This is a genomic window from Eubacterium album (assembly GCF_025336545.1).
Classification (GTDB): Bacteria; Bacillota; Clostridia; order Lachnospirales; family Lachnospiraceae; genus Eubacterium_U; species Eubacterium_U album.
This window is the reverse complement of the sequence record NZ_JAODBU010000002.1, coordinates 232,646-245,134: the sequence shown is the minus strand read 5'-3', so window position 1 is coordinate 245,134 and position 12,489 is coordinate 232,646. Positions and strand designations below refer to the sequence as shown.

The window sequence follows — 12,489 nt, the reverse complement described above, 5'->3', positions numbered from 1 at the left end:
AGAAAAGGTAATAAATTTGTTGAAAAAGCAAAAAAGTTGGAAAATTTCCAACTTTTTTTGCTTTTTTACGAAAGAATTGAAAAGCCGTTTTGCTATACTTCGAAACAAGGAGGTAATGCTGATGAACTTAAGAAAATATTTTGATGATTTTCTTGTAAAAATTAAAGAGAAAAAAGACGGTTTAATTCAAGAGGCTATTCGTGATGTATATATAGTTGCCTGCATTTTCAGTGACGATTACCCAACTGAAGATGAAAAAATTTTAGAGCCTTTAATTAAATGCAAGAATGGATTAACGCTGTCAGTCATCTTATTTCTTTTAACAGCTTTAGGTTCAATTATCGCACTGATAAAAGGATATTCTGTTAAATCTTTTTTATACGCATTAACCTTTATGCTTGTTTTGTCGGTTGTATTTTTTGTAAACAACATAAAAATTTATAAGAAAATACAAAGTTGTGCTTATGAGCATATAAGGGGTGCAGTCATTAAAAGAAACACGCCACTTGTAAATAAAGTAGTCATATTAACAGAAAAAAAGCAGGAAGTAGAAGTCAAAGTTGATAGTTCAATAAAACTTAAGAAAAGGCATTTCTATGACCTATGTGTTGAAAAAGATGAATACGGAGACTATGAAGCAGTATATTGCAGACACATCAAAAGATTGAGCAAAAAGCAATATGAAAGTTATCAGAATGAAGATATGGAGGGATAAAATTTTGAATAATATGGAGTCAAAAGAAAGCGAGACATTGAGAAACATGGCATTGGAAAACGAGATGGAGACAGAGGACGATGAATTTAAATTAGAAGATGCAGCAGAAACGTTGGAAGGGGACATATTAAAGGATGTTGATGAAAGCGAATTTGAATTAAAGGTAAATGAAAACCTTGGAACTGAGGAGTTAGATAATCTTAATGCAAATGAAATCAGTTATTTAAGGAGATACCTTGTTGAAATAGGGTCAATTCCATTACTAACAAGAGAAGAAGAAAAGAAATACGGTCTTCTTGCAAAAAACGGAGATTCATATGCAAGAGAAATAATGATTAATTCAAATTTGAAATTAGTAGTTAAAATTGCAAAAAAATATAAGAATGTAAGCGGAATATCATTTGAAGACTTAATTCAAGAAGGCAACATTGGTTTAATGAAGGCTGTAGATAAGTTTGATGCCACTAAGGAAAATAAATTCAGTACATATGCTGTATGGTGGATTAGACAAAGTATGTGGAGAGCGATTTGTCAGTCATCAAGAAATATCAGACTTCCGGTCCATATCCATGAAATGATGTTTACAGTCAAAAAGGCAGCTAAAATGTTTTATGAAGAAAACTTTAGAGAGCCAACCATTGATGAATTAGCTGATTATTCAAATCTTCCACCTGCGAAAATAGAAATGATATTAAATAATTCAAAGGGGACTGATTCACTAGATAGAATTATAGTTACTGATAATTCCGATGATACTACGCTTATAGATATGATTAAGGATGAAACCGCTGAAACTCCTGAAGAAAAAACAATGAAAAAAATTCTTAAGGAAGAATTTGATGAGATACTTTTTGATTTGAACGAAAAAGAGAGAAACATTATTATCATGCGATTCGGATTAAATGGATGTAGAACATTTACGTTGCAAGAAGTCGGCGGTGTATATGGAATATCAAGAGAAAGAGTTCGACAAATTGAAAATAAGGTATTGGCAAAATTAAAAATTAAATGTTCAAAGAAAGGATTAAATTCTTTTTTGAAATAATTATTGACAAAAAATTTTTATCGGATATATTCTAAGCAAGGATTGATTAATGCATAGGCAAAGCACTTAGACTAAATAGAGATTAATTAATCGCCCTAAAACTTATACAAAATAATATTTAATCATTAAAAAAAGAAGATGCAGTAAGTATCTTCTTTTTTGTATTTAAGAAAGGATGAAAACAGATGGAAAAAAGAATTTATATTAACAAAGTAGAAGGATTTAACCCTGAAGAATGCATCAAGACTTGTGATGCAAATGGTATTGAAGTTGAAATATTACCAACAAAAGCAAAAGAAATGTGGTTCTTTTCAAAATATCCGGAAGGAGCAATTAGAAAAGGACTTGTAGGAAAAAGCGATACTTCGGCAATTTTTGAGTGCAGATTATATGCAAACAGAAATGATGAAAAAGATAATTTCATTGCAAATGGTTTTGCTGAGAGAATAATAAGACCGGGAGACAGCATCGGAGAAAAGTTCCTTGAATGTGGCGAAACTGCTGCAACAAGCAGAGCTTTAGATGCAGCAGGTTTTACATTCCTTGGCTGTAACAGTGACATGGATGAAGTTATTGAACCACTTCCTTATGAAGAAAATAAACCTTCAGAAAAAAAACAGGAAAAACATAAGAAAACAACTAAAAAGAAAGAAAAAAATGTAATTGAAGCACCTGAACCAAAACAGGATATTGTTAAAAACATTGAGAAAACAATTAGTGTTGATGATGGATATGCATTAAATCTACCGGAAGGTGTTACACCTGATGTTAAGCCCGCAAATATATCAAATGTAATGCCTGAACCAGTAAATACAGATTCAGATATAGACGTTAATGAAGAATCAGATGATTTTAACACAACTCCTGAAAATAATAAGGGTGAAGAAAACGTTGATAATGAAAATAAAGAAAAAGCAGTAGAAGAAAGTGCCGAAGATAGTGTTGCTGAAAAAACAGAAGAAAACGAAGCTGTAAGCGAACCTGAACCAGAAGTTCCTTCACAGGCAGAGGAAAATGATGAAAATAAAGAAGAAAGTGTTACGGATTCAGATGATGAATATAAGAAAGCACTTCTTATTCCATTTCCTTTCGGTGGCGGGGCATTAAAGGGTAAAACAATCGGAGATATTGTTAAAGATGCAGCATCAGATAACGAAAAGATAGCCAAAAATGCAATCACTGCATTGACGTGGACTGTTAACAGTTACAGAGGTGAAGACAAAGAAGTAGTAAAAGCGTGCAAGATAGTATTAAATAAAATAAAAAACGCTTAATTATAAGGGGCTTTACAGCCCCTTTTTTGAAGGAAGGGAGTATAAAACATGATTTTGAATAATGTTAATCAAAACAGGAATAACGAAAAAATCAAGGTTGGAGATGATGTAGCCATAGTAAACGCAGGCGAGTTGTATTCAACTTATTACAATTTTTTCGAAGAAAATGATTTGAGTTTGAACATAGCTGCCCGATATGCATTTAGGGGAGAGGCAAGTACAATGTTCAAGCATAGAGTAATATACATCGGAAAGCATACTAAAGATGGTGAAGATGTATATGTTATTGAAAACAAATTAAACAAAACAATATATCTTATCGGTGGAAAAGGTATAGTTAAGGCATAGGTGTAAAATTATGGGTAAATATAACTTTGAAGAAAAATTTAACATATTAGACGTGGCACAATTACTTGGCTTCAAAGTCATACATAGTAATGACTACGATTGGACTGTCGAATGTCCTTACTGTGGTTCTCCAAAGGCTAATGTGTGCTACAGAAAAAATGGTAAAGACATAAACGGATTCAATTGCTACGGATGTGGTCAAAAAGGAAATCTATATACCATATATGTAGATGCTATGGGTATAAGAGAAGATATAAAAAATGGCAAGACTGCAAATCAGGTAGCAAGAAGAGAAATACTTGAACGATTAAACTTAAGTAGTAATAACTACAAACCTATATCAAACAGAGTTTCGACTAAAACAGTAAAGGAGAGACCGGATAAAGAAAAAGATATAGTCAATAAAGCATTTCTCAAAGAATTAAAACTTAATAAAGAAAATTATGAAAATCTTATTAAAAGAGGATTGTCGAAAAAAGACATATTATCGTATGGATTCAGAACTGTAGAAGGTAAAAATCAGATAGAAGTTTGCAGAAGAATGCAAAGCAAAGGAATTAATCCTTCAACAATTTCAGGATTTTTTAAAACTTCAGGTGGAGATTTTACTGTCAATACGAGAAACAAACAAGGTTTTTTATGCCCGGTTATAAGTGTTGAAGGCTATCTTGTAGGATTTCAAATAAGGGTAAATAATCCTAAAAATGGGCAAAAATATATTTGGCTTTCGTCAAATAATAAACCTGAAGGTATTTCTTCAGGCAGTCCATGTGGTTATTATGGACCTAAAAAAGCAGAGGAAGTATATGTTGTAGATGGAGTTCTAAAAGCTCTTATATGTCATTGCATATGCGAAGATAAAACCATAGGATTTTTAGGAACACCCGGAGTAAGTAATTACAAGAACATTGAACCCGCCATTTCAAAACTCGAGAAAATTGTTGGCATTAAAAAGGTTTGGAATGCTTATGATATGGATGAGTTTACTAATCCTATATGCAGACATGACTACAAGACAGAAAAATGTGATGAATGCGATTATTACCTTTGTTCTTTTCATTTAGAAAATTGTACTAATAAAATCAAGAAAATAAAAATGCTCACAGATGGTTCTAAAAAATTGCAGCAGATAGCAAAAAAATACGGACTTGAATATGAGAGAAAATTATGGGATATTGATGAAATTACAAAAAAATGGAAACAGAATGTAAAGGGATTAGATGACATGCTACTGATAAGTGAAATTAAAGACCCAAAATACATAAAATAATCATTGACATATTTTGATTATATTGTATATTTTAAGAAAGATTGATTTATGCGTGAGCAGTAAGTATTTAAGATACAGGCAGACCCACGGGAATTAATCTTAATGGTTCATAATTTTTTAAGAAGATGCCCGATTGGGTATCTTCTTTTTTATTACAAGAAAGCGTAGGTGAATTATGTGGAATTAGAAAGATTTAAATTTGTACATGAAGTATTCTATAGTGAAGATTCAGGATATACAGTTATTAAAGTAAGAAAGGGAGATGAAAAAGGTGAAATAACACTTGTAGGCAATTTCCTACCAAGAGGAAAAGGCATTGAATTCAAGGCTAGTACCGAAAAAGTTAATACCAATTACGGTGTTCAGTATAAAGTAACTTATTTTGAAGAAATTGAACCGGACAACAAAGATTCAATAATAGCATATATAATTGCATCAAAATTAAAAGGAATTGGTCCTAAAAAGGCTGAAGCCATTTATAATCAGTTTGGAGATGATACCTTGAAAGTTCTTGATTCTAATTTCTCCGAAATAAAGAAAGTTAAAGGCTTATCAAGTGCAAATTGCAGTGCTTGTGAGAAAAAATGGAAAGAGAGTAGAAGTTTAAGAAATATAATGAAGACCATAGGCTCTGATACAGGATTAAGTCAGAACAAATTACTAACTCTACACGAAAAGTTTGGTAACAAACTTGAAGAAACAATCAAGTACAGGACATACGATATTACAAAGATTAATGGAATTACGTTTGCCGTAGCTGACAAGATTGCAAAAAAGCAGTTGAATTATGACCCTTCAAGTGATGAACGTATTAAGTCTTGTATAAGACAATGCTTACTTGATGCAATGCAGGACGGTCACTTATTCTTAACTCCAAACCAACTTATATATGGATATAAGACAGGAATTTCTAAAAGAGAAGGGGCGTATAGAATTTTAAACAATGGAATGGGCGAAGTTGTTGTTGATGCCAAAATGCTTAACGATGTAATTTTAAACCTCTGCAAGAGAAATGATTTGAGAAAACTGGATGTTAACGGAAATCTTGCATTATATCTTGACCGTAACTTTAAAAACGAAGAAATTAGCGCCAAGAAAATAGTTTCCATGATGAAAAATGTCTATCTGGGTAATGCAAAAATCGTTGACGAGAAAAAAGTCGAAAAAATTATCAAGAAAATAGAAAAGCAGGAAAATATCAAATTAGCAGAAAAACAGAAACAGGGAGTAATGTATGCAATAAAATATCCGGTAAGTATCATAATTGGCGGACCCGGACGAGGCAAAACAACAACTCTTAATACTTTAACAAAAACATTGGAAGAATATTTTGACCCAAAACCGTTAATGTGTCTGGGCGCACCGACAGGAAGAGCAGCAAGACGTATTACAGAAAGTACAGGACTTCCGGCAAATACAATTCACAGTATTCTTGAAATACGAGGTGATGAAGCTGATTCAATAGATGCAGACAGTTATCTTGACGAACCTCTTGATGCAGATGTTATCATCATAGATGAAATGTCTATGGTTGACATGAATATTTTCTCAAAGTTAGTTTGTAAAATAAAAGACGGAGCCAAACTTATTTTGGTTGGAGATAAAGACCAGTTACCTAGTGTTGGAGCAGGAAACGTTTTGGCTGAACTTATAAAGTCAAAGGTTATCCCTACGACAGAACTTGATGTACCGTTTAGACAATCAAAGGAAAATTTGATTTATTCCAACATTGAAAAAATCAATAAGGGAGAAACAGATTTATCTTTTGATAAAGATTCTTTTATATCTGTAGAGGCACATGGAGCAGAAGAAATTTCTAAAATATGTGAAAAAATATACAAGGCTGAATATGATAGATTAAAGGATTTTGATAAAGTTTGGTGTCTTACTCCATTTAGAAAAAGTACGCTAATTGGTGCAAATGAATTAAATCTTGCATTAAGGCAAATGGTAAATCCTTTACTGAAAAACAAACTTGAAATATCAAGAAAAGGACGTACATACCGAATTAGAGACCGTGTTATGCAACTTAAGAATGTTAACGATTCAGACGGAGTATTGTCTAACGGAGATATGGGTATTGTTATAAGAGTCAACAAATCAATAACAGACGATGAAAGCAGCGTGGTTGTTGATTTTGGAGATGAACTGGGAAGTAGAGAATATGTTACCTCAGAGGATTTTGAAAATCTTGATTTGGCGTATGCGTCAACGATTCATAAATCTCAGGGGTCAGAATGTGAAGTGGTAATAATGCCAATGAGTAAGATATTCAGCGGTATGCTGAAACGAAATCTTGTATATACCGGAATTTCAAGAGCAAAGAAAAGAGTGTATATAGTAGGAGATGTTGCTGCATTAAACATGGCAATACGTGATAATTCATATGCTGCAAGAAATACTTTGTTTGCATATAGATTATATGGTGAGGCTATGAAAATTAAAATGAGTCTAAACAAGCAAAAAGAAAATGAAGAAAGCAATAGTAATAATAGTAACGAAGAGTTCAAGCAGCTAAGTATTACAGATTACGTGTAAAATACGTATAAAGGAGAGAAGAATGGAAAAAGATTTTAACGAAATACTAGAAACGGAATATTGCGAAGAATTTGATGAAATACGAAAGAAAATGATGATTATGTCATATTTTAAATATGGTTTAGCAAAAGATAATTACGAAAAGTATAAATCAATTAATGCCATAGAAAACATCAAAAAACGATTAGAAAAATATGAAGAAACAAAGAACACAGAGTTTCTTGCTGATGTTGCAAATTTTGCGATGCTGGAATTTATGTTTCCGAGTATTGAGGGAGCGAAATATACTCCAACAGATAGCGGAGCTTGTGAACTTCAGGGATTTTCAATTAATGAAATAAGAGACTATGATAAGTTTTAACAATGAAAAAGTCACCTCAAAAAAATTGAGGTGGCTTTTTTTATTCCTTTGAAACAATTGATAATACTTTCTTATAATTTTTAACGAGTATATCCGGGCATTTAATGGCACCGTAAGATACAAGAAAAGCATATTCTTTTTCATTATAGAGATAATCAAGAACAAATTTAAAAAATTCATCTATATTAATTGTCATATCTGATTTGTCGCTCTTATACATAGATTGAATAAATGAATTAGCAATTTTTCGGGCGAGTGAAATAGATGAATATTTCAAGTCACAACAACTGCAAAATGAATTTACAAACTTCTGCGTTGAAAAATATTCAATTTTATTATTCTTGCTTATTTTTATCATATCGTTTTTGTATATTGATTCAACAGTCGTAAATTCTTTCTGACAATTCTTACAATAGTAATTTCTGTAAGTATTGTTAAAATCCTTTTGCTCTCTGGTATCTCTTACAACAAGTGATTTCTCACCGCAATAAGGGCATAATTTCATAATACATATCCTCCATAAAAGCACTAATTAATATGTAATCTTTTGTAAAATCCACCAAATTATTAAACTGCAACCCAAGTTTAACATTTTAAAAAATAACAATCAATAAAGATATGGAAAAAATTACCATATGTCAACATAAAAACGTTTCATAATACGTTTTGTACACGTGCTTAATACGTATAAATAAAATTTTTATAAATTTACCATTATTTACGAAAGAATGAAAAAGTCACTTTGCTATAATTTATCTATAGACATTAATAATGTATTAAATGAGGAAAAAATTATGAATATTACAGAAATAAAAGGAATAGGAGAGAAAAAAGCAAAATTATTTGAAAAAAAAGGAATATTAACTGCAAATGATTTAATCAGATACTATCCTTCAGGTTACGAAAAATATCCTGAAGCTGCAACTGTGTTTGAAACTGCAATGGTAGAAAATATTCCTCTATTAGCCATTGTTTCTAGTTCACCTAAAGTTGAGAGAAAAAACGGCAGATGCATTGTCAAGGTATATGTGAAAGATAATACCGGAGGATTAATATGCTGTACGTGGTTTAACATTGTTGAACCTATACTTAAAAATGTGACTTTAGGAAAATTAATGGTGTTTAATGGGAAAATGACGGTTAACGGTAAATATAAAAACATAGTTCAACCGGATTATTACGAAATGCTTGATTATGGAGAACGTGTTGGAACTTTTAAGACAACATATCCGCTAACTGAAAAGTTAACAAACAACACGGTATCTAATGCAATAAGCAACTTATTTGAAATGAATTACACGGTTGAAAATGTTGTACCAAAGGCTTTAAGAATTAAACATCATATGCCTGAAATTATGGATATACTCAAAGATGTTCATTATCCTAAAAAGGAAAGTGACTTCAAAAATTCTAATTTATGGTTGCAATACGAAGAAATGTTTGCATTTTTATATAATTTGAAGAAAAACCTGAAAGAATCAAGCGTTTCTGAAAATAAATTTCAATTTTTTAATAAAAAGGATTTACAAATGCTAATTCAGTCGTTACCTTATGAGTTAACAAAAGACCAAAAAGGAGCATTAGATACTATAGTGGCTGATTTAGATGGAAAACATTTGTCAAATAGGCTGATTCAGGGAGATGTAGGTTGCGGTAAAACGGTGGTCGCATTGTTATCGGTAATGTATGCAGCAACTAATAATTATCAGGCTGCATTAATTGCACCAACTGAAGTTTTGGCTAAACAGCATTATGATGAAGCACTAAATTTGATTAAAGTTTCAGGTCTCAACATTAAAGTTGAATTTCTTGCAGGAAGTACAACAAAGAAAAAGAAAGAAAAAGTTGAACAAATGTTGTTAAGTAAAGAACCTGTAGTAGTTATAGGAACACATTCAGTAATTAATATTGCAAATGCTTTTACAACATTAGCCGTAACAGTGATAGATGAACAACATAAGTTTGGCGTAGTTCAACGAAACATAATCGGAAGCAAAGGGTCACATTTCATTGCAATGACGGCAACACCGATTCCGAGAACTCTTAGCCTTGCCATGTTTGGTAATGGGTCAATAGCCGAAATAAAAAGTATGCCAAATGGGAGATTGCCTGTACAAACATGTTTTATTAATAATAAGTCTATTGCGAAGGCTTTCAACTTTATAAATGCAGAAGTTGTAAAAGGAAATCAGGCGTATATTGTATGCCCGGCAATTGAAGAGAATGAAAATGTTCCTCTTATAAGCGTTGATGAAATACATAAGATGATAACTGCGCATCTTCCAAATCTGAAAGTAGCGGTAGTCCACGGTAAGACAAAGGCTAAAGAAAAGGAACAGATAATGACGGCATATAAAAACAATGAAATAAATGTATTAATATCAACGACTGTAATTGAAGTTGGAGTTAATGTACCAAATGCAACAGTAATTACAATAATTAATGCTGAAAGATTTGGACTTTCAACTCTGCATCAGCTAAGAGGTCGTGTTGGCAGAGGAAATAAACAATCATACTGTATTCTTGTTGACTGTCTTGAAAGTGCAGATTCAAAAAACAGAATGGAAATAATGACTAGAAGTACAGACGGATTTGAAATTGCTGAGGCGGACTTAAGAATGAGAGGACCGGGAGAACTTTTAGGAAAAGAACAAAGCGGTCAGCTTAAGTTTAAAATTGCAAAAATTGAAAATCAACGATTGTTTAGTGCAGCAATGATGGATGCCGAAGATGTTGTAAATGGCAAACTACTAATAACTGACATAGAAAAAGAAAATTTACGTAAATTTATTTAGGAGACAAAAAATGAAAATATTACCGAGAAAAGAAGATACCTTCAAAATAATAGACATGGCAGAAGAATACATGTATTTTTCAATTTTAAATGTACTTTTAATTGTTGCGTCATTTTGCATTTACTTCTTACTTTGCAAGAGTGTAGTAATATTCATAATGATTGCGATAGAAATTATAAATGTAATCTATGGAGTACTTAATTACAAAAAATTTGAAGAGAAGAAATTAAAATTAGATGATTGTTTTATTGAGGTGACAGATAAGACAATGGAATGTTATCAGATTAATAACGGAACATATGAACATATTCAGTTTGTATTAAGTGATGTTACAAGAATTATGGAGATAACAACTAAAGGAAAAAGTGCAATACAAATCTGGTTAAATGAAGAATCGGACTCATTTTTCAGTATAGATGATGAAAAACAGGACAGAAAAGTGTTTGTAATCAATTTTTTTGCATATGATAAGGAAGAATTTCTCGAAATGTATGCATTTCTCAATTCTCACCTGCAGGAAGATGTAGAAAAATATACAAACAATCAGAACTGGCAGGATTTAAGTGAAAAAGACATATTAGTTTCACTTATAATTCCACTAGCTCTGTACGCTATCCCATTAATAATCAGTTTTGTATTAAAGTAAAATAATATTGACTAAGTTGAATTTTAAGGTTTAGGAGGATTTATCCATGAAAAAAAAATTAATTGCAACTTTTGTTGCAGCAGCACTTGCAATCACGGGTGCGTTTTCATTTTCACTTGAATGTGATGTTTATGCCGCTCAGATTGCAGAAGGAGTAGGAAATGTTAACCCTATTTATGTAAATGACATTACCAATGTCCCAAAAGAAGGAACGGGAGATTACACAACAATTAGTTGGTTGCCTGCCGAGCTGACAAAAATGTATTCCTTTTCATTAACAAAGACAAGTTATGTAAGAATTGATGCAATGTCTGATATGGGTAAGCAGGTTCTTATGAATAAGGAAGGCTATGTAAATATGAGAGTTGATTATAATGGAACACCTGTCAACTGTGACAATGTTACATCATCTACGCTTTCTACATATTCAGTATCACATCGCTACCTTGTATTGGAACCAGGCAACTACAATATTTATATGAGCAGAGAAGATGATGACACTGCCAATACTCAGAGTGGAACAACAAAATTAAGAGTTTATGCAAAGGAAATTGTTCGTTCTTATCCTACAGGTGGTGATTTATTATCAAATGCTGTTTCAATTCCCGAAAGAACAGTTGTTAAGGGAACATTAAGTGCAACAACTAGAAATCAGTGGTATATGTTTTCAGTAAAAAAAGAGTCAAAAATAAACATTGATTTTATGCAGGAAAATGATTTTGAAGGAAACATAAAGGCAAGGTCTGCAGGCGTTACTCTTTATAGCGCTGACGGGAATACAGTTATGGCAACTGTACAGACATTTGGCATTTACGGACAGACATATTCAAACTCAGTTATTGTACCCGCAGGAACTTACTACTTTAGAATTACAGGCGATTATAAAACAAGTTCAAATTCTTTAAGGGAACTAAATCCTGGGGCATATTCAGTAACTAATTTATCATACACAATAGGAAATGCTGATAATATACCACCAAAAGTACCTGAAGTAGACTCAAAAAGAGCAGGAACAACAAAAATCACTGGTACAGGAGAGGAAAATGCAAGAGTTTTTGTTGAAGTAAATGGAAAGAAATACGAAGGAACTGTTGCATCTAACGGACATTTTGAAATATATGTTGGCGAATTCCTAAAGGTTGGTGATGCTGTAAAGGTATATCTTCAGGATGAAGCAGGAAATAAGAGTGACCTTAAGGAATTTAAAGTTGCAGGTCATTTAATTGCCCGACCAAAATTAACGACATGCCGTAAAGGATTAAGATACATAAAAGGTTCATGTAGTAAGAAGAAAGCAACAATAACCGTAAAGGTTGGTAATGTGTATCGTTTTGCTAAATCAAGTAATTTTGGAATCTTTAAGGTTAAATTAAAGACTAGACTAAAAAAAGGTCAGAAAATCAAGGTTATGGTTACTGACAAATATGGAAATAAGAGTAAATGGAGAACTGTTAAAGTTAAATAGACAAATTTTTCTCCTTGTATATATGCCGACAC

Annotated in this window: 11 protein-coding genes; 10 read left to right on the top strand and 1 reads right to left on the bottom strand. The window is 32.0% G+C overall.

Annotated features, from left to right (window positions below):
* Window positions 1-121: 121 nt before the first annotated feature.
* The 7 genes from N5B56_RS01250 (at window position 122) to N5B56_RS01220 (ending at window position 7,551) form a co-directional block, all read left to right on the top strand.
* Window positions 122-715 (top strand): hypothetical protein, encoded by a 594-nt coding sequence (locus N5B56_RS01250; protein ID WP_260978147.1) that lies wholly within the window; start codon window positions 122-124, stop codon window positions 713-715.
* Between the two features lie 13 nt (window positions 716-728).
* Window positions 729-1,760, top strand: a complete 1,032-nt coding sequence (locus tag N5B56_RS01245) for a sigma-70 family RNA polymerase sigma factor (protein ID WP_260978327.1) — start codon at window positions 729-731, stop codon at window positions 1,758-1,760.
* Between the two features lie 185 nt (window positions 1,761-1,945).
* A complete protein-coding gene (locus N5B56_RS01240; protein WP_260978146.1) occupies window positions 1,946-3,034 on the top strand; it encodes a hypothetical protein in 1,089 nt (362 codons plus the stop codon).
* A 48-nt stretch (window positions 3,035-3,082) separates the two neighbouring features.
* Window positions 3,083-3,382: a hypothetical protein gene (locus tag N5B56_RS01235; protein ID WP_260978145.1), complete on the top strand. Its 300-nt coding sequence runs from the start codon at window positions 3,083-3,085 to the stop codon at window positions 3,380-3,382.
* Window positions 3,383-3,392: 10 nt separating this feature from the next.
* Window positions 3,393-4,652, top strand: coding sequence for a hypothetical protein (locus N5B56_RS01230; protein ID WP_260978144.1), 1,260 nt, complete (start codon window positions 3,393-3,395; stop codon window positions 4,650-4,652).
* Between the two features lie 177 nt (window positions 4,653-4,829).
* The gene (recD2, locus tag N5B56_RS01225; RefSeq protein ID WP_260978143.1) at window positions 4,830-7,190 is read left to right on the top strand and encodes an SF1B family DNA helicase RecD2; all 2,361 of its coding nucleotides are present in this window, start codon (window positions 4,830-4,832) and stop codon (window positions 7,188-7,190) included.
* Between the two features lie 22 nt (window positions 7,191-7,212).
* Complete coding sequence (locus tag N5B56_RS01220; protein WP_260978142.1) at window positions 7,213-7,551, top strand: hypothetical protein; 339 nt, start codon at window positions 7,213-7,215, stop codon at window positions 7,549-7,551.
* Between the two features lie 40 nt (window positions 7,552-7,591).
* Here N5B56_RS01220 and N5B56_RS01215 read toward each other — a convergent pair whose 3' ends face one another.
* A complete protein-coding gene (locus N5B56_RS01215; RefSeq protein WP_260978141.1) occupies window positions 7,592-8,056 on the bottom strand; it encodes an NrdR family transcriptional regulator in 465 nt (154 codons plus the stop codon).
* A gap of 289 nt (window positions 8,057-8,345) precedes the next feature.
* On the opposite strand from N5B56_RS01215, the gene N5B56_RS01210 reads away from it, so the two are divergent.
* The 3 genes from N5B56_RS01210 to N5B56_RS01200 are packed head-to-tail and all read left to right on the top strand — an operon-like array spanning window position 8,346 to window position 12,457.
* A complete protein-coding gene (locus tag N5B56_RS01210; RefSeq protein WP_260978140.1) occupies window positions 8,346-10,346 on the top strand; it encodes an ATP-dependent DNA helicase RecG in 2,001 nt (666 codons plus the stop codon).
* A 10-nt stretch (window positions 10,347-10,356) separates the two neighbouring features.
* Window positions 10,357-10,992: a hypothetical protein gene (locus N5B56_RS01205; protein ID WP_260978139.1), complete on the top strand. Its 636-nt coding sequence runs from the start codon at window positions 10,357-10,359 to the stop codon at window positions 10,990-10,992.
* A gap of 46 nt (window positions 10,993-11,038) precedes the next feature.
* Window positions 11,039-12,457 (top strand): Ig-like domain-containing protein, encoded by a 1,419-nt coding sequence (locus N5B56_RS01200; protein ID WP_260978138.1) that lies wholly within the window; start codon window positions 11,039-11,041, stop codon window positions 12,455-12,457.
* Window positions 12,458-12,489: the final 32 nt, after the last annotated feature.

Coding starts and splice junctions, on each gene's coding strand:
- N5B56_RS01250 (WP_260978147.1), top strand. CDS start 122: ATGAACTTAAGAAAATATTTTGATGATTTTCTTGTAAAAATTAAAGAG.
- N5B56_RS01245 (WP_260978327.1), top strand. CDS start 729: ATGGAGTCAAAAGAAAGCGAGACATTGAGAAACATGGCATTGGAAAAC.
- N5B56_RS01240 (WP_260978146.1), top strand. CDS start 1,946: ATGGAAAAAAGAATTTATATTAACAAAGTAGAAGGATTTAACCCTGAA.
- N5B56_RS01235 (WP_260978145.1), top strand. CDS start 3,083: ATGATTTTGAATAATGTTAATCAAAACAGGAATAACGAAAAAATCAAG.
- N5B56_RS01230 (WP_260978144.1), top strand. CDS start 3,393: ATGGGTAAATATAACTTTGAAGAAAAATTTAACATATTAGACGTGGCA.
- N5B56_RS01220 (WP_260978142.1), top strand. CDS start 7,213: ATGGAAAAAGATTTTAACGAAATACTAGAAACGGAATATTGCGAAGAA.
- N5B56_RS01215 (WP_260978141.1), bottom strand. CDS start 8,056: ATGAAATTATGCCCTTATTGCGGTGAGAAATCACTTGTTGTAAGAGAT.
- N5B56_RS01210 (WP_260978140.1), top strand. CDS start 8,346: ATGAATATTACAGAAATAAAAGGAATAGGAGAGAAAAAAGCAAAATTA.
- N5B56_RS01205 (WP_260978139.1), top strand. CDS start 10,357: ATGAAAATATTACCGAGAAAAGAAGATACCTTCAAAATAATAGACATG.
- N5B56_RS01200 (WP_260978138.1), top strand. CDS start 11,039: ATGAAAAAAAAATTAATTGCAACTTTTGTTGCAGCAGCACTTGCAATC.